Origin of the sequence: Pseudomonas rhizophila, assembly GCF_003033885.1 — a bacterium.
Taxonomy (GTDB): Bacteria; Pseudomonadota; Gammaproteobacteria; order Pseudomonadales; family Pseudomonadaceae; genus Aquipseudomonas; species Aquipseudomonas rhizophila.
Genome location: NZ_CP024081.1, coordinates 2611622 through 2634046, shown reverse-complemented (window position 1 = coordinate 2634046; position 22425 = coordinate 2611622). Strand labels below are relative to the sequence as shown.

Below are 22425 nucleotides of genomic sequence, written 5' to 3'. Positions count from 1 at the left end.
ACCGACGTACCAACACACAAGGGGTCTTTTCCCATCCAGGGGAAGCAGACCTGGCAGCGCTTTATTCCGATCCGCCCGTGATCATCGACGCTAAAAACCACGGGACCGGCATTTATAGGCGCGAAGTTTGCCATAAACGCTGGCGTTTGGCCCATTCTCAGTGAATTACAAAACCAAACCCTGTGGGAGCGAGCCTGCTCGCGATAGCGCTGGATCAGCCAGCATCAATGTTGACTGACCCACCGCTATCGCGAGCAGGCTCGCTCCCACAGGTCTTGCGCCGGGGTCAGGGCTCCACCTGCCCCCACTGCTTGCTCAAGCGCTTATCCGAAATCGGCACCTTGGTGCCCAGTTGCTGGGCAAACAGCGACACCCGGTATTCCTCCAGCCACCAGCGGTACAGCTCCAGTTGCGGGTCGCGCTTGCCTTCCTGGGCGTGTTTGCTGGCGCGGGTCTGGTACTGGGCCCAGAGGTTCGACAGTTCACCGCTCCAGACCCGGTCCTTCTGCACCTGGCTGCCGAGTTTCTCCAAGCGCTGCTCGATGGCCTTGAGGTAGCGTGGCAGCTCCTTGAGCCACTGATGCGGGGTTTCGCGCACAAATCCCGGGTACACCAGATGGCTGAGTTGCTGCTTGATGTCGTTCAGCGCCACGGCCTGGGCCAGGTCGATCTTGCCCTTGAAGCGTTTTTGCAGGCCGTGCCAGAGTTTGAGGATCTCCAGGGTCAGCTTCGCCAGGCGTTCGGCGTGTTCGGTCCAGCCGCCGCGTTTGCGCTCGGCCAGGGATGCTAGTGCGGCGCCATCACGGGGCAGGCTCGCCTCGCCTTCCAGCACGCAGCTGTCGAGACTGACCAGCAGGATGTCTTCCACCAGGCTGTCGATGCGTCCCAGTTCGCGGTACAGCAGGCCAAGTTCCGTCAACCCGGGCAGTTTGCCGCGCAGGAACTTGGCCGATTCTGCCAATTGCTGCATCAGCAACCGCTGCAAGGCGCGACGGTGCTGGAACTCGGCTTCAGCCGGGGTCGGGAAACGGCCTTCCTTGACCACACCGCCCTCTTCCACCAGCGCCGGGTACACCGTCATCGACAGCCCGGCAATCTTCTGTTGGGTTTTCTCGGCCACCGGGGCGAAGATTTTCGCTTCCACCGGCGCCTGGCTTTTCGCCGTCTGCGGCACGGCCAAGGCGGCCTGGCTGGCTTCGGCAAAGCGCGCCGTCAACTCGGCCAGGTCACGGCCTTCGCCGAGAAACTTGCCCTGGCCGTCGACGATTTCCAGATTCATGCGCAGATGGCTTTCCACCTGCTGCGCAGCTTCCGCCCAGGCTTCGTCGCTGACCCGCGCGCCGGTCATGCGCAGCAGTTCGCGGCCCAGGGATTGCGGCAACGAACCCTCAGCAAAGGTGATGCGTTGCAGCGCGGCCTTGACGAAATCCGGCACGGGCACGAAGTTTTTGCGCAGGGCCTTGGGCAGGTTGCGCACCAGGGCGATGCACTTGGCTTCGATCATCCCGGGCACCAGCCATTCCAGACGCTCCGGCGGCAACATGGGCAGCAGCGGTGCCGGCACGCGCAAGGTCACGCCGTCGCGGGGATGGTTGGGTTCAAAATGGTAGCTCAGCGGCAAGGTCAGCTCACCGACGCGCAACGTGTCGGGGTAGTACGCGGCAGTGACTTCACTGGCCTCGCGGGCCAGCACGTCTTCTTCGCGCATGATCAGCAGTTGCGGGTCTTTCTGGCTGTTGATCCGGTACCAGCTGTCGAAGGTCGCGGTCTGGTGGATCTCGGCCGGCAAGCGCGCATCGTAGAAGGCGAACAGGGTTTCCTCGTCCGCCAGGATGTCGCGACGGCGGGCCTTGGCTTCCAGTTCGTCGAGTTGCTCCAGCAGTTGGGTATTGGCACTCAGGCACTTGGCCCGGGACTGGATCTCGCCGCGCACCAGCGCCTCGCGGATGAACAGTTCCCGCGACACCACCGGGTCCACCGGCCCGTAATGCACCGGCCGGCGACCGACCACGATCAGCCCGAACAGGGTGATCTGCTCATACGCCACCACCTGCCCGCGCTTTTTCTCCCAATGGGGTTCGAAGTGGTTTTTCTTGATCAGGTGGCCGGCCAGCGGTTCGATCCAGTCCGGTTCGATCTTGGCCACCATGCGCGCGTACAGCTTGGTGGTTTCCACCAGTTCGGCGGTCATCAGCCATTGCGGACGCTTCTTGCCCAAGCCTGACGAGGGGTGAACCCAGAACCGTCGTTGACGGGCACCGAGGTAGTCGCCGTCTTCGGTTTTCTGACCGATCTGGCTCAGCAGGCCGGAAAGCACCGCCTTGTGCAGTTTCGGGAAATCAGCCGGCTCTTTATTGAGGCTCAACTGCATGTCGCGGCAGATCAAGCTCAACTGGCGATGGGAATCGCGCCACTCGCGCAGGCGCAGGTAGTTGAGGAAATTCTTGCGGCACCAGTTGCGCAGCGGGCTGGCGGTCAGGGCCTGGCGCTGCTCTTCGAAACCGCGCCACAGATTGACCAGCCCGGCGAAGTCCGAGTCGGGGTCTTTCCACTGGGCGTGGGCCTGGTCAGCCGCCTGCTGACGCTCCGGTGGACGCTCGCGCGGGTCCTGGATCGACATGGCGCTGGCGACGATCAGCACTTCCTGCAAGCTGCCCAGTTTCGCCGCTTCCAGCAGCATACGGCCCATGCGCGGGTCCACCGGCAAGCGCGCCAACTGGCGGCCCAGCGGGGTCAACTGACTGTTGCGGTCCACCGCCGACAGCTCTTGCAGCAAGTTGAAGCCGTCGCTGATGGCCTTGCCGTCCGGCGGTTCGATGAACGGGAAATCGGTAATCTCCCCCAGGCGCAGGTGCAACATCTGCAGGATGACCGCCGCCAGGTTGGTGCGCAGGATCTCGGGGTCGGTGAATTCCGGCCGGCCGAGGAAATCCTCCTCGCTGTACAACCGCACGCAGATCCCCGGCTCGACCCGCCCGCAGCGGCCCTTGCGCTGATTGGCGCTGGCCTGGGAAATGGCTTCGATGGGCAGGCGCTGGACCTTGGCGCGATAGCTGTAGCGACTGATGCGCGCGGTGCCGCTGTCAATCACGTAGCGGATGCCCGGCACGGTCAGCGACGTTTCAGCGACGTTGGTCGCCAGCACCACGCGACGGCCAGGGTGGGACTGGAAGATCCGCTGCTGTTCGGCTGGCGACAGCCGCGCATACAACGGCAGGATTTCGGTGTGTTTGAGCTGGGCCTTGCGCAGCATTTCCGCCGCGTCGCGAATCTCCCGCTCGCCCGGCAGGAACACCAGCACATCACCGGGGCTGCGGCGTTCGCTACGCTCATAGGCGGCGATTTCATCGAGGGTGGCGAGGATCGCCTGGTCGACGGTCAAGTCATCCTCGACGCGGTTGCCCTCCTCGTCCTGCTCCAGGGTCAACGGGCGATACCAGGTGTCCACCGGGAAGGTGCGACCCGAGACTTCCACGATCGGCGCGTCATCGAAGTGCTTGGAAAAACGCTCCAGGTCGATGGTCGCCGAGGTGATGATGACTTTAAGGTCCGGGCGACGCGGCAGCAGGGTCTTGAGGTAGCCGAGCAAAAAATCGATGTTCAGGCTGCGCTCGTGGGCTTCGTCGACGATGATCGTGTCGTAGCGTTCCAGGTAACGGTCGTTCTGGGTCTCGGCCAGCAGGATGCCGTCGGTCATCAACTTGATCAGAGTGTTGGCGTCGCTCTGGTCTTCGAACCGCACCTGGTAACCGACCAGCGCCCCCAGCGGCGTGGCCAGCTCTTCGGCGACCCGGCTCGCCACGCTACGCGCGGCGATCCGCCGCGGCTGGGTATGGCCGATCAAACCGTGCTGGCCGCGACCGATTTCCAGGCAGATTTTCGGCAGTTGCGTGGTTTTGCCCGAGCCGGTTTCGCCAGCGATGATCAGCACCTGGTGCTTGAGCAGCGCGTCCTTGATTTCGTCGCGCTTGGCGGCGATCGGCAAGCTGTCGTCGTAACGGATGACCGGCAGGCTGGCCTTGCGCGCCAACACCTGATCACACGACGCCTGCATGCGCGTCACCCACTGGGCCAGCTTGGCCTCGTCGGGTTTCTTGCGCAGCTCGAGCAACTGACGCCGCAACCGGTGACGGTCGGCGAGCATGGCGTGGTCGAGGTTTTTCAGCAGCTTGTCGATAGCGGGGGCTTGGTCAGTCATCAGGTACGCAAGGGTCGTCGGTTTGTGCAGGGGGCCGATTGTCGCAGATTTGCGCAGGCTGCGCCGACCCATGGCAGCCTGCCCGCTGTTCCCTTGTGGGAGCGAGCCTGCTCGCGATAGCGGTGTGTCAGTCGACATTAATGCTGGCTGATCCACCGCTATCGCGAGCAGGCTCGCTCCCACAGAGGTTTTGCGCTGACTTCGGGGTTATTCGCTGTCCAGGTCTTTACGCCGATAGGGGAACACGTCGATCACCTTGCCCGCCCGAATCGCCTCTTGCAGGCCCTTCCAGTAATCGGCGTTGTACAACTCGCCGTGCAGTTGATCGAACAGTTTGCGTTGCCCCGCGTCGGCGAACAGGAAAGGTGGGAACTCTTCGGGAAAAACGTCCAGCGGCCCGATGGAATACCACGGCTCGGAGGCCATTTCGTCTTCCGGGGTCCGCGGCTGGGGAATGTGACGGAAGTTGGCTTCGGTGAGAAAGCAGATTTCGTCGTAGTCGTAGAACACCACGCGGCCGTGGCGGGTCACGCCGAAGTTCTTGAGCAGCATGTCGCCAGGGAAGATGTTGGCCGCCGCCAGTTGTTTGATCGCCAGGCCGTAGTCTTCCAGCGCCTCGCGCACCTGGTCCTGGTTGGCGTTTTCCAGGTAGAGGTTCAGTGGCGTCATGCGCCGTTCGGTCCAGCAGTGACGAATCAATACCGTGTCGCCTTCCACCGACACCGTGGACGGCGCCACGTCCAGCAGTTCCTCCAGGCATGCCGGTTCGAACTTGCTCAGGGGAAAGCGGAAATCGGCGAATTCCTGGGTATCGGCCATGCGCCCGACCCGGTCGACGCTTTTCACCAGCCGGTACTTTTCGATCACGGTCGCGCGGTCGACGTTCTTCGACGGCGAGAAACGATCCTTGATGATCTTGAATACGGTGTTGAAGCCCGGCAGGGTGAATACGCTCATGACCATGCCACGTACACCAGGGGCCATGATGAACTGGTCGTCGGTATTCGCCAGATGGTTGATCAGCGCCCGGTAGAACTCGGATTTGCCGTGTTTGTAGAAACCGATGGAGGTGTACAGCTCGGCGATGTGCTTGCCCGGCAGGATGCGCTTGAGAAAGCCGATGAATTCCGCCGGGACCGGCACGTCCACCATGAAGTAAGAACGGGTGAACGAGAAAATGATCGACACCTGCGCCTCGTCGGTAATCAGCGCATCGATCTGGATGCCCCGGCCTTCGCGGTGCAGCAGCGGGATCACCAACGGCCATTGGTCGTCTTGCGTATAGATCCGTCCCACCAGGTAGGCGCCCTTGTTGCGATAGAGCACCGACGAAAACAATTCCACCGTCAGTTGCGGGTCCTTGCAGACCCAGTCGGGCAGGTTCTCCCGCAATTGGGCTTCAAGGCGCTGCAAATCGCCCGGCAAGTCGGCGTAATCCTCGCTGAAACGGTAATCGGCGAAAATCGCCGCCAGCATCCGGTCCAGCTGTCCCTCGGGTTTGTAGGTACGAGTCTGGGCGGCTCGGGCGCGGCGCAGGCTGGGCCGGGTGGTATGGATGAACATGGTGCCGTCGCTGATCAGGTCATGGCTGAACAGCCCGCAGAAGATCGAGTTGTACCAGGTCTCGGACAGCTCATCGTCGAAACGCAGGTCGATCAGGCTGATGTAGGCGCTTTTGACCAGCGGCCAGCAACTGACGTCCATCAGGGCCTCGGCTGCGAAAGCCTTGCGCAAGCGGGCGACGGTTTCGAAGACCTTTTCTTCATACAAGTTGATCCGCGCCGCAGACGCCTCTTGCGCCTCCTGCCAACGGGCCTGCTCGAACCGGGCGCGGGCGCCATCGGTGATCTGCCGGAAATGCTCACGGTAATCGTCAAAGCCTTCGAGGATCGAACGGGCGATATCGGCGGCGGGCCATGGCTGCGGCATAGGGTAAACCTCGGCGGGTCATGCTTGTTATTGGCGACTGAGCTTAGAGGCCAATCGCGCGGCAACGCAACCATTGCCATCGGTCTTGAGCGAGGCGACACTTGCGACCCGATCAAGGAAGGAATGCGCTGTGAACCCCGTTGATATCCTGCGTTTGCTGTCATTGGCCGCCATCTGGGGAGCCAGTTTCCTGTTCATGCGCATTATCGCCCCTGTCATTGGCACAATCCCCACTGCATTTTTTCGCGTGTCCATCGCTTTTGTCGGCTTGCTGGTGATCCTGGCGTTGATGCGTATCGACTGGAATTTTCGCGGCAAGCTGAAAATCGTGATGGTGCTGGGCCTGATCAACTCGGGCATTCCGGCGACGTTTTATTCGCTGGCGGCCCAGGTGCTGCCGGCCGGTTACTCGGCAATCTTCAACGCCACCACACCCTTGATGGGGGTGTTGATCGGCGCGCTGTTCTTCAGCGAAAAACTCACCATGACCAAGGTCAGCGGTGTGTTCCTGGGATTGTTCGGCGTCGGCATCCTGACCGGCGCGGGGCCGGTGGCCTTCGACCTGCAATTGCTGATGGGCGCCCTCTCCTGCCTGCTCGCCACCACCTGCTACGGTTTCGCCGGGTTCCTTGCCCGCCGCTGGCTTGATCATCAAGGCGGGCTGGACAGCCGTCTCGCGGCCCTGGGCAGCATGTTCGGCGCCACGGTGTTGCTGTTGCCATTGTTTGGCTACAGCGTCATCAGTCACCCTCCGGCCAGTTGGGGTGGCTGGAGCGTCTGGTTGTCGCTGCTGGGGTTGGGCCTGGTGTGTACAGCGCTGGCGTACATTCTTTATTTCCGCCTGCTCAGTTCCATTGGCCCGGTCAAATCCATGACCGTGACCTTCCTGATCCCGCCGTTTGGCGTGTTATGGGGGGCGTTGCTGCTGGATGAGCCGTTGGGGATGGCGCACCTGTATGGCGGGGTGCTGATTGCGGCGGCGCTGTGGCTGGTATTGAAACCAGCGGCGAGCGCGACCAAGGAGCCGCTCCCAGGCCAGCGCAACTGAACATCCCCCACCCTTGTGGCGAGGGGATTTATCCCCGCTGGGTTGCGAAGCGACCCCATAACTGACACCTCGAGGTGACTGAGCTGTTCTGGGGACTGCTGCGCAGTCCAACGGGGATAAATCCCCTCGCCACAATAACCTTCGCTCACCAGTCGCTGGGGGGCACGATTACTGCTGAGTCTCCTGCTCAGTGAACAGATCACTGAACAACATGCTCGACAGGTAGCGCTCACCCGAATCCGGCAGGATCACGACAATGGTCTTGCCTTGCATTTCCGGCTTTTCCGCCAGGCGCACGGCTACAGCCATCGCCGCGCCACAGGAAATGCCGCACAGGATTCCCTCCTCCTGCATCAGGCGCAGGGCCATGGTCTTGGACTCCTCATCCGTAACCCGCTCGACCTGATCGACGATCGACAGATCGAGGTTTTTCGGCACGAACCCGGCACCGATCCCCTGGATCTTGTGGGGGCTGGGCTTGATCTCGTCCCCCGCCATCGCCTGGGTGATCACCGGCGAAACCACAGGCTCCACCGCCACCGACAGAATCGGTTTGCCGCAGGTGTTCTTGATGTATCGCGAAACCCCGGTAATGGTCCCGCCGGTGCCGACGCCCGCCACCAGCACATCCACAGCGCCGTCGGTGTCGTTCCAGATCTCCGGGCCGGTGGTTTTTTCATGAATGGCCGGGTTGGCCGGGTTATCGAACTGCTGCGGCATGAAGTATTTGGCGGGGTCGCTGGCGAGGATTTCGGCCGCTTTCTCGATGGCACCCTTCATGCCCTTGGCCGGATCGGTGAGCACCAGCTCCGCGCCCAAGGCCTTGAGTACCTTGCGCCGCTCGATGCTCATGGAGGCCGGCATGGTCAACATCAGCTTATAGCCGCGGGCGGCGGCTACGAACGCCAGACCGATCCCGGTGTTGCCGGAAGTCGGCTCGACGATGGTCATGCCGGACTTGAGCTTGCCCGAGCTTTCGGCGTCCCAGATCATGCTGGCGCCGATCCGGCACTTGACCGAGTAACCTGGGTTGCGCCCTTCGATCTTGGCCAGGATGGTCACGCCACGCGGGGCAATGCGATTGATCTGCACCAGTGGCGTATTGCCGATGGAATGGGCGTTGTCAGCAAATATGCGGCTCATGACTGGGTCCTTAATGCAGCGGGGATTTAGCGCTTAAAGGTATGCCTGTTGCCCATGGGCGTCCAGTTGCACCGAACGTTCCAGTTGTTACAACAGTCAATGTTTTAACAACGCGGGAGACTGACTGAAATGAAGCGTCGATACAGCTGGCCACTGTGGACTTTCGCCGCCATCGTTGCGGTGCTGGTGGCCCTGCATTTCACCTTGCCATTCCTGGTGCGCGACTACCTGAACGACAAACTGGCCGACATGGGTGACTACCGCGGCCAGGTGACCGATGTGGACCTGGCGCTCTGGCGCGGGGCCTACCGGATCAACGGCCTGGAGATCGTCAAGGTCGACGGCAAGGTTCCCGTGCCATTTGTCGAGGCGCCACTGATCGACCTGTCGGTCAGCTGGCATTCGCTGTGGTACGACCATGCGGTGGTGGCCGAGGCGGAGTTCGTCCGTCCCGAAGTGAATTTCGTCGACGGCGGAGCCGACCGGCAGAACTCCCAGACCGGTAGGGGCACCAACTGGCGCGAGCAACTGAGCAAGCTGCTGCCCATTACCTTCAACGAAGTGCGGATCCGGGATGGCAAGGTGACATTTCGCAACTTCAACTCCAAGCCGCCCGTGAACCTGCGGGCTACCGACGTCAATGCCAGCTTCTATAACCTGACCAACGTGGTCGACACCGAAGGCAAGCGCGACGCCCGTTTCGAGGGCAAGGCCCTGGTGGCCGAACATGCGCCGCTGGAAGTGCAGGCGACCTTCGACCCGTTGAGCGACTTCGAGGATTTCGACTTCCGCTTGCGCGCCAGGGACATCGAACTCAAGCGCCTCAACGATTTCGCCGCGGCCTATGGCAAATTCGATTTCAATGCCGGCCATGGCGATCTGGTGGTGGAGGCAGAAGCCGAGAACGCCCAGCTCAGCGGCTACATCAAACCGCTATTGCGCGACGTTGACGTGTTCGACTGGCAGCAGGATGTGGAAAACGAAAAAAAGAACATCTTCCGTTCGGTCTGGGAGGCCTTGGTGGGCGCGGGAGAAACGGCCCTGAAGAACCAGCGCAAGAACCAGTTTGCCACCCGGGTGGAACTCAGCGGCAATGTCCATCAGCAGGACATCAGCGCCTTCGAAGCCTTCCTCCAGATCCTGCGCAACGGTTTCGTCCAGGCCTTCAATGCCCGGTATGAGCAGCCGCCGCCGTCGGCCGACTGAGTCAACATGTGACGCTCCATTCAGAGACTGAATACAGCGTCTGCGTTCACAGTCGGCGGGGCACCGCGTTATAGTCGGGCACGACATTTATTTCGCGCGCCCCGCCTCGTCAGGCCGGCGTCACGTTCGAGGAAATTACAGATGAAGTTCGAAGGCACCAGCGCCTACGTGGCCACCGATGACCTGAAGCTGGCCGTCAACGCCGCCATCACCCTGGAACGTCCCTTGCTGGTCAAGGGCGAACCGGGCACCGGCAAGACCATGCTGGCCGAACAACTGGCTGAATCCTTCGGCGCGCGCCTGATCACCTGGCATATCAAGTCCACCACCAAGGCCCATCAAGGCCTCTACGAGTACGATGCGGTCAGCCGCCTGCGGGACTCGCAGTTGGGCGTGGACAAGGTGCACGACGTGCGCAACTACCTGAAAAAAGGCAAGCTCTGGGAAGCGTTCGAGTCCGAAGAGCGGGTGATTCTGCTGATCGACGAGATCGACAAGGCCGACATTGAATTCCCCAACGACCTGCTGCAAGAACTCGACAAGATGGAGTTCTACGTCTACGAGACCGATGAAACCATCAAGGCCAAACAGCGGCCGATCATCATCATTACCTCCAACAACGAAAAGGAACTGCCGGACGCCTTCCTGCGCCGCTGCTTCTTCCACTACATCGCCTTCCCCGACCGCGTCACCCTGCAGAAAATCGTCGACGTGCATTACCCGGATATCAAGAAAGACCTGGTCAGCGAAGCGCTCGACGTGTTCTTCGACGTGCGCAAGGTGCCGGGCCTGAAGAAAAAACCTTCCACCTCCGAACTGGTGGACTGGCTCAAGCTGCTGATGGCCGACAACATCGGCGAAGCGGTGCTGCGCGAGCGCGACCCAACCAAGGCCATTCCGCCTCTGGCCGGTGCCCTGGTCAAGAACGAACAGGACGTGCAACTGCTCGAGCGCCTGGCGTTCATGAGCCGCCGTGGCACCCGCTGAACCCTCTTCGTTTCAACAAGAGCGAGGGCGATTGCCATGCTGCTTAACCTGTTCAATGAAATGCGCGCCGCCAAGGTGCCGGTGTCGGTGCGTGAACTGCTGGACCTGATCAACGCCCTGAAACAGCGGGTGATCTTCGCCGACATGGACGAGTTCTATTACCTGTCCCGGGCGATCCTGGTGAAGGATGAACGGCATTTCGATAAATTCGACCGGGCGTTCGCCGCCTACTTCAATGGCCTGGAGAAACTCGATGATCATCTCCAGGCGCTGATTCCCGAAGACTGGCTGCGCAAGGAGTTCGAGCGCTCGCTGACCGACGAAGAGCGGGCGCAGATCCAGTCCCTGGGCGGCCTGGACAAGCTGATCGAGGAATTCAAGAAACGCCTGGAAGAACAGAAGGAGCGCCATGCCGGCGGCAACAAATGGATCGGCACCGGCGGCACCAGCCCGTTCGGCTCCGGCGGTTTCAACCCCGAAGGCATCCGCGTCGGTGACGCCGGCAAGCGCCAGGGCAAAGCCGTAAAGGTCTGGGACCAGCGCGAGTACAAGAATCTGGACGACCAGGTGGAACTGGGCACCCGTAATATCAAGGTCGCCCTGCGCCGCCTGCGCAAGTTTGCCCGCCAGGGGGCCGCCGAAGAACTGGACATCGATGGCACTATCGACCACACCGCCCGGGACGCCGGCCTTCTGAATATCCAGATGCGCCCGGAGCGACGCAACACCGTCAAGTTGCTGTTATTGTTCGACATCGGCGGCTCGATGGATGCCCACGTAAAAATCTGCGAAGAACTGTTCTCGGCCTGCAAGACCGAGTTCAAGCACCTGGAGTATTTCTACTTCCACAACTTCGTCTATGAATCAGTGTGGAAAAACAACCTGCGCCGCACTTCCGAACGCACGTCGACCCAAGACTTGCTGCACAAGTATGGCGCCGATTACAAAGTGATCTTCATCGGCGACGCCGCCATGGCCCCGTATGAAATCACCCAGGCCGGCGGCAGCGTCGAGCATTGGAACGAAGAACCGGGGTATGTCTGGATGCAGCGCTTCATGGAGAAGTACAAGAAACTCATCTGGATCAATCCATACCCGAAGGACACCTGGGGCTACACCGCGTCGACCAACATCGTGCGCGAACTGGTGGAGGACCACATGTTCCCGCTGACCTTGCGAGGGCTGGAAGAAGGGATGCGGTTTCTTTCCAAGTAAGATTTTTTCCGCCCTTTAGGGCCTCATCGCGAGCAGGCTCGCTCCCGCAGGGTCTCGAGTCCAATGTGGGAGCGAGCCTGCTCGCGATGCTTTCAGCCTCCGAGCGATGTTACAGCCCGCGCAAATCGCGCTCTTCAATCGGTCGGCTCTGGCGCAGACGCCTGCCGCCCAGCACCACCCAGTCGATCAGGCGGAACAGGCACTCCAGGCCAAACGACAGCAACATGGCGCCACTGAGGCCCCAGATCATCGCTTCGGGGGTCAGGAGAATCTGGTAGCTGTAGCCGTTCCAGGTTTCCTTGCGAATTTCCGGGTCAGCGGCCAGTGCCACTTGCAGCAAACGGATGTACCACGGCCCCTGCATCGCCTGGAATTGCTTGTCCAACGCCTGCTGACGGACGAGCAAGGTGTTCAGGCTGTCAGCATCACTGCGAAAGATCGGGTCTTCGCTGGCACGGTAGTGAGCCACCAGCGCTTGCATGTCGCCCTTGAAAAACTGGTTGGCGGTGCCCTGGAAGCCTTTCAGTCCGGTCTGCGCTTCGATCAGGTGCGCCTCGACCCGCTTGGCGTAATCGCTGATGAAACCGGGCACCTGCACCCCCACCAACAGGCCTACCGCGAACAACACCAGCCGTAGATAACTGAGCAACATAATCGTGAAGTCCTTATTCGGTCTGGCCATGGCTGACGCATTCGCCGCGCCGCCACAGGCTCCATTGGCCCGGTTCGTAGCGGGTCCAGGTTTCGTTTTCAGTCAAGGGTTCGGTGGCAATTACCGTGACCACGTCATTGGGCGTGGTTTCGGCGTGGAAATCCACGATCACGTCCACATCCTTGAGCCGCGCCGGGCCGAACGGCGCGCGACGGGTGATCTGGACCAGTTTGGTCGAGCAAAAGCAGAACAGCCAGTCACCATCGCTGAGCATGCAATTGAACACGCCCTTGCTGCGGTATTCGGTGCAGGCCTGGATCAACGACGGCAACAGTTGCTCCACCTCCACCGGTTCCGGGAACGCCTGGCGCACGCGATTGAGCAAATCGCAGAACGCCGCCTCGCTGTCGGTATCGCCCACCGGACGATAGAAGCTTGCGCCCGGCTGGAAATCGGCGAGTTGGCCATTGTGAGCGAAGCACCAGTTGCGGCCCCACAACTCACGTACGAACGGGTGGGTGTTGGACAGGCAGACCTTGCCGACATTGGCCTGGCGAATGTGCCCGATCACCACTTCGCTCTTGATGGGATAGCGCTGCACCAGGTTCGCCACTTCCGACTCGCTGCTGGCGGCCGGGTCCTGGAACAGGCGCAGGCCACGACCTTCATAGAAGGCAATGCCCCAGCCGTCCCGGTGCGGTCCGGTCTTGCCGCCACGCTGCATCAGCCCGGTGAAGCTGAACACGATATCGGTCGGCACGTTGGCGCTCATGCCCAGTAACTCACACATGCTCGGACCCTCGCTTCAATGGGACAAGCCTGGCTACAGCCGCGGTTCGATGCGCGAACGCTGAGGGTTGCTCGGTACTGGCGGGCGACCGTAACGGTCATCACCCGCCACGCCGAACGGCTGCTCATCCTGTAGTTCATCGGCAGCGGCGGCGGCTTTGGCGGCAGCGGCTTTTTCCTTGCGAGCGCTGGCTGCACGCTCGATGGGGAAGCGGATCAGCACGAAGATCAAATAAAGACCAAAGACGATCATGCCGTACATGAACAGATCGGATACCGCACGCCAGGCGTTGTTGCCGACCTTGAACAGCACGTCCAGGGCAACGATGGCCAGGGCCGGAGCAACCTGTTCCTTCACGGGGTCGACGATAGTGGGGCTGAACAGCAACACCGCCATCAACAGGCGCAGGGGCTCGCGCAACCAGCGCCAGATCCAGCGGGTCATGCGCATCCATACCAGCAGGCAGCCCAGGGCGGCGAAGGCATAGAGGCCCCAGGCGATCAGATAGTCGTTCTCGGTCATGGTGTCCATGGCAAGGCAGGCAAATAGGCGCTTATAGTAACGGCTTTTCGCTCGTCAGGCTGCCCCGGCGTCTGTCGAGTGGTCTGTGCCGCAGTATCTGTCGGTTAATTTCTGCCGCCGCAGGTGGCTGACCGAACTAACCACACCGGCCATCAGTCCCTATTTCGTACAACGTTCGAGAGCCTTTCATGCCCCTATCTGCCCACGTTTGCAACGCCCCGATTGCCCGCAGGGACCCCGGTGTTGATCCCTACGCCTGGCTGCAGGAGCGCGACACCGACGCCGTGCTCGACTACCTCAAGGCTGAAAACAGCTATCAGGACGCGCAACTGGCTGACCAGGCCGAACTGCGCGAAACCCTGTTCCAGGAAATCAAGGGCCGGATCCTGGAGACGGATCTGTCCCTGCCTTCGCCTTGGGGTCCGTACCTGTATTACACCCGCACCACGGCCGGGGACGAATACCCACGTCACTACCGCTGCCCGCGTCCGGTGGACGACAGCCTGACGGTGGATGAAAGCCGCGAGCAATTGTTGCTGGACCCTAACGTGCTGGCTGGCGGCGGTTTCTTTTCCCTGGGTGCCTTCAGCATCAGCCCCGACCACCAGCGTCTGGCTTACAGCCTGGACACCACTGGCGACGAGATTTACACCCTGTTCGTCAAAGAGCTGGCCAATGACAAAGTCAGTGAACTGTCCTTTGAGGATTGCGACGGCAGCATGACCTGGGCCAATGACAGCCTGACGCTGTTCTTTGGTGAGCTGGATGACACCCATCGCCCGCACAAACTGTGGCGCTATCGCCTGGACGGAACGGCGGCCGAAGAAGTGTTCCATGAGCCGGACGGACGTTTTTTCCTGCATTGCTACCGTTCGAGCTCGGAAAAACAGTTGATCCTGTCCCTGGGCAGCAAAACCACCAGTGAAGTCTGGGTCCTGGACGCCACCCAGCCAGACCAGCCTTTCACCTGCCTGGCGCCACGGGTGGAAAACCATGAATACGACGTCGACCATGGTTTGCTCGACGGTCAGTGGAGCTGGTTGATCCGCAGTAACCGCGACGGGATCAACTTCGCGCTGTACCAGGCTGCCGACACGGGCCTGGCGCCGACCGAGGCCGATTGGCAGAACCTGATCCCCCACAGCGACACGGTGATGATCGACGGCCTGAGCCTGAACGCCAGCGCCATGACCCTGAGCCTGCGTGAAGGCGGCCTGCCCATCATCGAAGTTCACCCACAGGGTTTGCCGGCGTATCGGGTGCAACTGCCGGACGCGGCCTACAGCCTGCATGTGCAGAACAGCCTGGAGTTCGTCAGCCCCCGCATTCGCTTGCGCTACGAGGCGCTGAACCGTCCGGCACAGATTCGCCAGCTGGACCTGGCCAGCGGCGAACAGGTCGTACTCAAGCAAACCCCGGTCCTGGGTCCATTCGATGCCGATGACTACGTGAGCCAGCGGCTGTGGGCGACCGCACCGGACGGCACGCAGGTGCCCATCAGCCTGGTGGTCAAGCGCCAGGCCCTCGGCCAGCCGGTGCCGCTGTACCTGTATGGCTACGGCGCCTATGGCGAGAGCCTCGATCCGTGGTTTTCCCATGGGCGGCTGAGCCTGCTCGATCGCGGCGTGGCGTTTGCCATTGCCCATGTGCGTGGTGGCGGTGAGCTGGGGGAAGCCTGGTATCGCGCCGGCAAGCAGGAGCACAAACACAACACCTTCAGCGACTTCATCGCCTGCGCCGAGCATTTGATCGCCAATGGCGTCACCCGCGCCGATCAACTGGCGATCAGCGGCGGCAGTGCCGGTGGCTTGCTGATCGGTGCGGTGCTCAATCAACGCCCGGATCTGTTCAAGGTCGCGATTGCCGAAGTGCCGTTCGTCGATGTGCTTAACACCATGCTCGACCCGGACTTGCCGCTGACCGTCACCGAATACGACGAGTGGGGCAATCCCGAGGAGCCCGCCGTCTATGATCGGATCAGGGCCTATGCCCCGTACGAAAACGTCAGCGCCCAGGCGTACCCGGCGCTGCTGGTGATCGCCGGTTACAACGACAGCCGCGTGCAGTATTGGGAAGCAGCCAAATGGGTGGCGAAATTGCGCGCCACCAAGACCGATGACAACCCCTTGCTGCTCAAGACCGAACTGGGCGCCGGCCACGGCGGAATGAGCGGGCGCTACCAGGGGTTACGTGACGTAGCCCTCGAATATGCATTTGTTTTGAAGGTTTTGGGGTTGGTCTGAGGAACTCCGTCGGATGGCCGGGTCTTAGCTGCATGCGCAGGGCTCTGATACCACCACCCAATGTGGGAGCAAGCCTTGCTCCCACAAAGGAATCGCCTTACATCCAAACCCTTGCAACCGCCCCAGACACAAGAAAAAGACCGTGACGACATGTCAGAACCGACCTTACTGAACAACGAAATCCGCGACTGGCTGATGGACTGCGGCCTGTTCGACCAGTTGCAGCCTGTCGACTTCGCCGCGGCGTCGGGCTACTTCAGCATCAGCGCCATTGCCCAAGGGGAAGCGATTTTCCGCGAGGGCGATGCCGGCAGCTTCATGTGCATCATCCATTCAGGGCAAGTGGCCGTGCAGAAAACCGGCCCCGACGGTCAACCCGTCACCATCGCCACGCTGCGCAGCGGCCGGGCATTCGGGGAAATGGCGGTGCTGGACGGAGAACGGCGCTCGGCCAGTTGCATCGCCGCCAGTGATTGCCAATTGCTGAACCTGGGCAAGGATTCCCTGGAAAAAATGCTCAACGATGCACCGAAGATCGCCGCCAAGATCATCCGCGCCCTCGCCGTTTCCCTGTCCAAGCGCCTGCGCATGGCCGATGGGCAGTTGTTGTCGCAGCAGGTCTGACTCGCTCTATCAGTTGAAATGCAGAACCTGTGGGAGCGAGCCTGCTCGCGATAGCGTCGGATCAGCCAACATCAATGTTGACTGGTTTATCGCTATCGCGAGCAGGCTCGCTCCCACAAGTTTTTTGCCATTCAGTGATCTCATTAACAAGCATTGGGCCTACCCCCCCGGCGACTTGGCCTTCGGTGGTTTTGGCTCCATCCCTGGTATCGGCTGGTCCTTGGGCGGCTTGGGCATTTCGATTGGCGGCAGCAACGGCGGTCCGCTTCCGGGGCTGGGCGTGGGTACGCCGCTGGGCGTGACCGGCGGGTATGGCATCGGTGTGGGGGTGCCGGGCGAACCAGGAATGCTCGGTGGGCTCACCGGAATCGTGGGCTGCTGGGCCTGCACCCAACTTATCGAGAGCGCTGCCAGGGCAATGGCCGTTAGAATGGTGCGCTTCATCAATGGCTCCGTGGCGATTGTCTGTCTTCAGGCTAGTCCTTACCGCGCCGCTTCGCCCTTCCTTTGCATGAGACATCCATGAAACGTTTCGTTCTACTGGACACCACCCCCATCCCTGACAACGGCGGTGCCCTGTGCCTGTTCGAGTACGGCGACGACTTCGTCATCAAGATCCAGGGCGGTGACGGTGGGCAGTTGATGAATACGCGCATGCATGGCTCCGAAGACGCCCTGGCAGAGATCCCTTGCCGCAAGGTGGCCGGGCGTCCCGGCTCGCGCGTACTGATCGGTGGCCTCGGCATGGGTTTCACGCTGGCCTCGGCCCTCAAGCACCTGGGCAAAAATGCCGAAGTGGTGGTGGCCGAACTGGTGCCCGGCGTGGTGGAGTGGAACCGTGGCCCTTTGGGCGAAAAGGCCGGTCGCCCACTGTCGGACCCGCGTACCGTAATCCGCATGGAAGATGTGGCCAAGGTGCTGCAAGCCGAACCCCAGGGCTTCGACGCCATCATGCTGGACGTCGACAACGGCCCCGAAGGCCTGACGCAGAAAGCCAACAGCTGGCTGTATTCAGCTGGCGGCCTGGCCGCCTGCGCCAAGGCCCTGCGGTCCAAGGGTGTGCTGGCAGTATGGTCGGCCAGCGCCGACCGGCAGTTTTCCGACAAACTGAAAAAGGCCGGCTTCAAGGCCGAAGAGGTGCAAGTCTTCGCCCACGGCAACAAAGGCACCCGCCACACCATCTGGATTGCCGAGAAGCTCAAGGGCTGAGCTAAACTCTGTTCAACCGTCATCAGTCTTTTTTACAAAGGTGAACCCATGAGTTCGTCAACGCCACCGTCCAACACCGCCAAGCTGGATCGCATCCTCGCCGATGCCCAGCGTGACCGGGAAATGGGTTACCGCGACAAAGCCCTGAAAATGTACCCCCACGTCTGTGGCCGCTGCGCCCGTGAGTTTTCCGGCAAGCGCCTGAGTGAACTGACCGTTCACCACCGCGACCACAACCATGACAACAACCCGCAGGACGGTTCCAACTGGGAACTGCTGTGCCTGTACTGCCACGACAACGAACACTCGCGTTACACCGACCAGCAATATTTCGGCGACGGCTCCCTGAGCACCCCGAAAATCGCCAAGGCGACCCACAACCCGTTCGCCGCACTGGCCGGGTTGATGAAAAAGGACGAGTAGCCAGCCATTGTGGCGAGAGGATTTATGTGGGAGCAAGGCTTGCCCGCAATGAAGCCGATGCGGTCTTTCAGAAACCGAGCCGGCTGTTTCGCGAGCAAGCTTTGCTCCCACAGGATTTTGCGAACAACACGAATCCACTGTGGGAGCGAGCCTGCTCGCGATGGCGATCTTCAGAGCAATACATCACCAGAACCGAGCCCAGCCCGGACATTCCCCGTATAATCGCGCCTTTTCCCCAAAGGCACCCCGCCCGTGGCCAACAAACGCTACAGCTGCATCGGTCTGTTCAACCCCAAGTCTCCGGAAAACGTCGGTTCGGTCATGCGCGCCGCCGGCTGCTACGGCGTGGCATCGGTGTTCTACACCGGCAAACGCTATGAGCGCGCCGCGGACTTCGTCACTGACACCAAGAAAGTCCACTACGACATCCCGTTGATCGGCATCGATGACCTGAAAAAAATCCTGCCCCTGGGCTGTGTGCCAGTGGCCGTGGAACTGGTCGACGGTGCTCGTCCCTTGCCCGAATACACTCACCCGGACCGGGCGCTGTATATCTTCGGCCCGGAAGATGGCTCGCTGGATAAAGACATCCGTGACTGGTGCGAAGACGTGGTGTACATCCCCACCACCGGTTGCATGAACCTGGCGGCCACGGTCAATGTCGTGTTGTACGACCGCATGGCCAAAGGCAATAACACCCGTTCGGGGCCGCAATTCCGCTGATCGGTGCGCAATTGGATTGAACAAGGGAATCGCTCGGGCAGTCAGTTTTATACCAACCCCACACCGGAGACAGATCATGAGCGATAACAACCCGTTCGAGCCGATTGAGACCACCCCTTTCCAATCTCATCCGCCGCAAAACGTGCATGGCTGGGAACGCATTGGCTCATTGGCCGGCGGAGTCCTGATGATGGGCAAGGGCTTGCGCCGTGGAGGCGTGATCGGTTTGGCCCAACTGGCGATCGGCGGCATGGCCCTGGCGCGCGGCATCACCGGGCACTGCTCGGCCAAGACGTTGCTGGAAAAGAATCGTCAGAACCTGCACCACGCCCGTGCCCGCATCGAGCAGGCCGGTGATGAGCTGAGCCGCATGAAAGCCAGCGCCGAGGCCGCGACCAGCACGGCTACAGTGACGGGGAATGATTCGTTGAGTTCGCCGAAGGTTGGGCTTTGATTTTACTGGCTGATGGCCCCATCGCGGGCAAGCCTTGCTCCCACATATTGAGTGCAACGCTGGTCAATGTGGGAGCGAGCCTGCTCGCGATAGCGGTATTACTGAAGTAACCGAGTTTCCAGCACAGTAGAACTCTCCCCCAGAACGCTCTCGCTGAGCTGGACAAACTCCTGGGTATCAACCGTCTCCAGACGCATGGCGGCGTGCAGCACGTCATCGAGCGAGCGCTTGTTGCGGGTTTTCAAACGAATCTCGCGGTCCAGCTCCTGCAACAGCAACACCGCCTTGGCCACCGTCGCCGGGCGGACCTGCTCGCCACGCAAGGTGCTGACGCCTTTGCTGTCCCGAGCCAACCGGTCGTCCAGGCTCTGGTAGCGCTCATCACTCATGCCGCCAGCCCGGCGCAGCAATTCGATGGCGTAATACTCGGCCAACCCTTCGCTGATCCAGTCACTGCGCTCACGATCGTTGACGCGCGCCAGCATCTGCACCAACTCCCGCAACAACGGGCTATTGCCGCGTTCGCTGACCAGCGGCGGACGAGTGTGCAGATAAATCGATTCATGCCCGGCCTGGGCGCCACGCCACATCGGATCTGACGCGCCGATGATCAGCAGCTTGCCGGGATGACGCGGCACCAGCGCCTGCACTTGCGGCCAGACGAACGTCAGCAGCGTCAGCACATCCATCCGGCGCATGCCCTGGCCTTGGGGTGAGGCCACCGTCACCTCGGTCTCTCCCAGGCGTGTGCGACGGCTTCCGAGTTTGCCGGCGAGCATCCAGCCGGTGGGACGATCGAACAGCCGCGCGGGGTTGTCGATGCGAAAGCGTTGCTTGCCGATGCGCGGCCAGGCCGTTTCGATGCTTTTCCAGCCGTCGGGCAGTTCAAATTGCAAACGTGACACCAGCTCAGTGCCATCCTGCTGATCCAACTTGGCCGGCGGCACAAGATCGTCGCCGCGCAGAAGCCCCCATCCCGGGGTCATACGGGTTTCAAACGTACCGTTCTTGCGAGTATTACTGATGCGCACGCGATAGCTCAGGCTCGCCTTGTCGGCACTGGGACGCCAAACGCCGCGTGTCTCATTGCCCGGGATGAGCTGCCATTGACCGTCGGCCTTGAAGTGGCTGTAGCGGCTGCCATCGCCGAGGTCGAAGTCCAGGCTGCGCACTGCCGAACCCCGCGCCAGGGTCAGGCGCACTTCGGCCTGATCGCTTTGCGGCAACAGGTGCACGTGATAATCCAGATCGACTTTCTGCGCCGCCCACAGCGGCCCGCACACCGCCCACAGCCCGGCTGCGAGCATCCTTTTCAATCCTGCTGCCATGGGTTCTCCCTGATGGTGCGATGCCCGGCATTCAGCCGGCGCGAAAAATCAGATGATCTTCCCAATCGTCCTCGGGCACGCTGCCTTCGGCCAGCATGCGCCCGGATTGGGAAATGCGTTCGTGGTGCACGGCATCGCGATCGCCACAGACCAGGTGGTGCCATAACGGCAGATCCTTGCCCTCACTGACCAGGCGATAACCGCAGGTCGGTGGCAACCATTTGAACTCATCGGCCTTGCCCGGTGTGAGCTGGATGCAATCGGGAACAAAGTCGCGGCGCCGGGAATAGTCGGTGCACTGGCAGGTTTTCAAGTCCAGCAATTTGCAAGCGATGCGCGTGTAGTAGACGCTGTTGTCGTCTTCGTCTTCGAGTTTTTGCAGGCAGCACAGGCCACAGCCGTCACACAGCGATTCCCATTCCTGCGCATCAAGCTGATCGAGGGTTTTACGTATCCAGAACGGTTCGACTTTGGCGGCCATGGCTCAAGCAATCAGCATCAGATGGTGAAAAGGCCGTCAGTCTAGTGCCGGGGCCTCTTCAGGCCAAGCATGGGCGACTGTCGGTAGGGCGTTGTGTTGGCGAAGTCCGTAAATGGATTGGCCGAGAACACCGATGGGGTGACCGCTGAAGATCACTGTGGGAGCGAGCCTGCTCGCGATAGCGCCGGATCAGCCAGCATTGATGCCGACTGGCAAACCGCTATCGCGAGCAGGCTCGCTCCCACAAGTTGATTGGCTCGGTCTAATATCCCCGATCGAAATCCACTTCCCCGCGCAAGGTTTCGCCGGCCTGGTAGGCCCGCAGGTTTTCCAGGAACAACTGCACCATCATCGCCGGCGACGTCGGTGCCGAGCTATGGCCGGTCAGCAGCAGGCCCCAGGCCGTCCAGAAAGGATGCCGCTGTGGCAACGGCTCCTGGCGGCAAACGTCAATGACCGCGCCGGCCAGGTGCCCTTCCTTCAAGGCTTGCACCAGATCGGCATCGACCACGGCCACGCCGCGTCCGACATTGATGAACAGCCCGGTGGGTTTGAATTGCCTGAACAGCGTCGCGTCGTATATATCGTGGGTGTCCGGCGTGTTGGGCAGCAGGTTGATCACATAATCCACCTCCCCCACCATGCGCGGCAGATCCTTCAGCGCCCCGACCTCAATGAACGGCGCCAGCTCCCGGGCTTCGCTGGCAATGCCATACAGCTGCACACCAAACGGCAGCAGGAACTGCGCTACCCGCTGGCCGATATCGCCGGTCCCAACGATCAGTGCCTTGCGCCCGGCCAGACTCTGGCCCTGACGGTTGTCCCACTTGCGCTCGACCTGGCTGACCAGCCGCGCCAGCACCTCGCGCTCATGACCGAGCATATAGGTAAGGACGTACTCGGCCATCACCTGGCCGAAAATGCCCACCGCACGGGTCAGGCGATAATCACGCGTCAAGCCCTCGGCCAGCAGCGGCGTGATGCCCGCCCAGGTCGATTGCAGCCACTGGGGCTGATGGCCTTGACGCAACAGGGTGGCCAGCAGATCGGGCTGGCCCAGCCAGACCGGGCAGTCGGCGGCCAGTCGCGACAGTTCGGCGGAGTCGCCACTGGTCAGGACTTGGATATCGGGTGCAGCCTGTCGCAGAAGCTGGGCGTACACCGCGTGATCGTGTTCGGCAATCAGAACGCGCATGGATCAAACCTTTCAAAAACTATGCAGACGACCGCCGACAGAGTGTCGCTCCATC

General features: G+C 61.4%; 20 protein-coding genes. 10 read left to right on the top strand and 10 right to left on the bottom strand.

Features of this window, described 5'->3' with window-relative positions:
• Nucleotides 1-286 precede the first annotated feature (286 nt).
• Nucleotides 287-4198, bottom strand: coding sequence for an ATP-dependent RNA helicase HrpA (hrpA, locus tag CRX69_RS12420; RefSeq protein WP_047228035.1), 3912 nt, complete (start codon nt 4196-4198; stop codon nt 287-289).
• A gap of 207 nt (nt 4199-4405) precedes the next feature.
• Nucleotides 4406-6127 (bottom strand): bifunctional isocitrate dehydrogenase kinase/phosphatase, encoded by a 1722-nt coding sequence (aceK, locus tag CRX69_RS12415; RefSeq protein WP_047227927.1) that lies wholly within the window; start codon nt 6125-6127, stop codon nt 4406-4408.
• Nucleotides 6128-6257: 130 nt separating this feature from the next.
• Here aceK and CRX69_RS12410 point away from each other — a divergent pair, with 130 nt between their 5' ends.
• On the top strand, nt 6258-7175 hold the full coding sequence (locus tag CRX69_RS12410; RefSeq protein WP_047227928.1) for a DMT family transporter: 918 nt from the start codon (nt 6258-6260) through the stop codon (nt 7173-7175).
• A 168-nt stretch (nt 7176-7343) separates the two neighbouring features.
• Here the strand turns inward: CRX69_RS12410 and cysK are convergent, their stop codons facing one another.
• Complete coding sequence (cysK, locus tag CRX69_RS12405; RefSeq protein ID WP_107322095.1) at nt 7344-8318, bottom strand: cysteine synthase A; 975 nt, start codon at nt 8316-8318, stop codon at nt 7344-7346.
• Between the two features lie 129 nt (nt 8319-8447).
• On the opposite strand from cysK, the gene CRX69_RS12400 reads away from it, so the two are divergent.
• The 3 genes from CRX69_RS12400 (at nt 8448) to CRX69_RS12390 (ending at nt 11726) form a co-directional block, all read left to right on the top strand.
• Nucleotides 8448-9524: a DUF748 domain-containing protein gene (locus tag CRX69_RS12400; RefSeq protein WP_047227930.1), complete on the top strand. Its 1077-nt coding sequence runs from the start codon at nt 8448-8450 to the stop codon at nt 9522-9524.
• Between the two features lie 141 nt (nt 9525-9665).
• The gene (locus tag CRX69_RS12395; RefSeq protein ID WP_003184225.1) at nt 9666-10511 is read left to right on the top strand and encodes an AAA family ATPase; all 846 of its coding nucleotides are present in this window, start codon (nt 9666-9668) and stop codon (nt 10509-10511) included.
• Between the two features lie 36 nt (nt 10512-10547).
• On the top strand, nt 10548-11726 hold the full coding sequence (locus CRX69_RS12390) for a vWA domain-containing protein (RefSeq protein ID WP_047227931.1): 1179 nt from the start codon (nt 10548-10550) through the stop codon (nt 11724-11726).
• Between the two features lie 109 nt (nt 11727-11835).
• Here the strand turns inward: CRX69_RS12390 and CRX69_RS12385 are convergent, their stop codons facing one another.
• Genes CRX69_RS12385 through CRX69_RS12375 form a run of 3 tightly spaced genes read right to left on the bottom strand, consistent with a single transcriptional unit; the run spans nt 11836 to nt 13699 of the window.
• Nucleotides 11836-12378 carry a DUF2937 family protein gene (locus CRX69_RS12385; protein WP_047227932.1) on the bottom strand — a complete coding sequence of 181 codons (543 nt, stop codon included), beginning with the start codon at nt 12376-12378 and terminating at the stop codon, nt 11836-11838.
• Between the two features lie 13 nt (nt 12379-12391).
• On the bottom strand, nt 12392-13168 hold the full coding sequence (locus tag CRX69_RS12380; RefSeq protein ID WP_047227933.1) for a class II glutamine amidotransferase: 777 nt from the start codon (nt 13166-13168) through the stop codon (nt 12392-12394).
• Nucleotides 13169-13201: 33 nt separating this feature from the next.
• Nucleotides 13202-13699, bottom strand: a complete 498-nt coding sequence (locus tag CRX69_RS12375; RefSeq protein WP_047227934.1) for a hypothetical protein — start codon at nt 13697-13699, stop codon at nt 13202-13204.
• A 179-nt stretch (nt 13700-13878) separates the two neighbouring features.
• Here CRX69_RS12375 and CRX69_RS12370 point away from each other — a divergent pair, with 179 nt between their 5' ends.
• Nucleotides 13879-15933, top strand: coding sequence for a S9 family peptidase (locus tag CRX69_RS12370; protein ID WP_107322094.1), 2055 nt, complete (start codon nt 13879-13881; stop codon nt 15931-15933).
• Between the two features lie 150 nt (nt 15934-16083).
• Nucleotides 16084-16557, top strand: coding sequence for a cyclic nucleotide-binding domain-containing protein (locus CRX69_RS12365; RefSeq protein ID WP_047228036.1), 474 nt, complete (start codon nt 16084-16086; stop codon nt 16555-16557).
• Nucleotides 16558-16716: 159 nt separating this feature from the next.
• On the opposite strand, the gene CRX69_RS12360 is transcribed toward CRX69_RS12365, so the two are convergent.
• On the bottom strand, nt 16717-17001 hold the full coding sequence (locus tag CRX69_RS12360; protein WP_076385928.1) for a hypothetical protein: 285 nt from the start codon (nt 16999-17001) through the stop codon (nt 16717-16719).
• Between the two features lie 78 nt (nt 17002-17079).
• Here CRX69_RS12360 and CRX69_RS12355 point away from each other — a divergent pair, with 78 nt between their 5' ends.
• From CRX69_RS12355 to CRX69_RS12335, 4 genes are all read left to right on the top strand, one after another.
• The gene (locus tag CRX69_RS12355) at nt 17080-17766 is read left to right on the top strand and encodes a spermidine synthase (protein ID WP_047227938.1); all 687 of its coding nucleotides are present in this window, start codon (nt 17080-17082) and stop codon (nt 17764-17766) included.
• A 48-nt stretch (nt 17767-17814) separates the two neighbouring features.
• Nucleotides 17815-18189 (top strand): YajD family HNH nuclease, encoded by a 375-nt coding sequence (locus tag CRX69_RS12350; RefSeq protein ID WP_003184246.1) that lies wholly within the window; start codon nt 17815-17817, stop codon nt 18187-18189.
• A gap of 252 nt (nt 18190-18441) precedes the next feature.
• The gene (locus CRX69_RS12340) at nt 18442-18912 is read left to right on the top strand and encodes an RNA methyltransferase (protein WP_003184248.1); all 471 of its coding nucleotides are present in this window, start codon (nt 18442-18444) and stop codon (nt 18910-18912) included.
• Nucleotides 18913-18988: 76 nt separating this feature from the next.
• On the top strand, nt 18989-19366 hold the full coding sequence (locus tag CRX69_RS12335) for a YgaP family membrane protein (protein WP_047227940.1): 378 nt from the start codon (nt 18989-18991) through the stop codon (nt 19364-19366).
• Between the two features lie 98 nt (nt 19367-19464).
• Here the strand turns inward: CRX69_RS12335 and CRX69_RS12330 are convergent, their stop codons facing one another.
• From CRX69_RS12330 to CRX69_RS12320, 3 genes are all read right to left on the bottom strand, one after another.
• Nucleotides 19465-20694 (bottom strand): hypothetical protein, encoded by a 1230-nt coding sequence (locus tag CRX69_RS12330; RefSeq protein ID WP_107322093.1) that lies wholly within the window; start codon nt 20692-20694, stop codon nt 19465-19467.
• A 31-nt stretch (nt 20695-20725) separates the two neighbouring features.
• A complete protein-coding gene (locus tag CRX69_RS12325) occupies nt 20726-21175 on the bottom strand; it encodes a YcgN family cysteine cluster protein (protein ID WP_047227942.1) in 450 nt (149 codons plus the stop codon).
• Nucleotides 21176-21437: 262 nt separating this feature from the next.
• Nucleotides 21438-22370 (bottom strand): D-2-hydroxyacid dehydrogenase, encoded by a 933-nt coding sequence (locus CRX69_RS12320; protein ID WP_047227943.1) that lies wholly within the window; start codon nt 22368-22370, stop codon nt 21438-21440.
• Between the last annotated feature and the right edge of the window lie 55 nt (nt 22371-22425).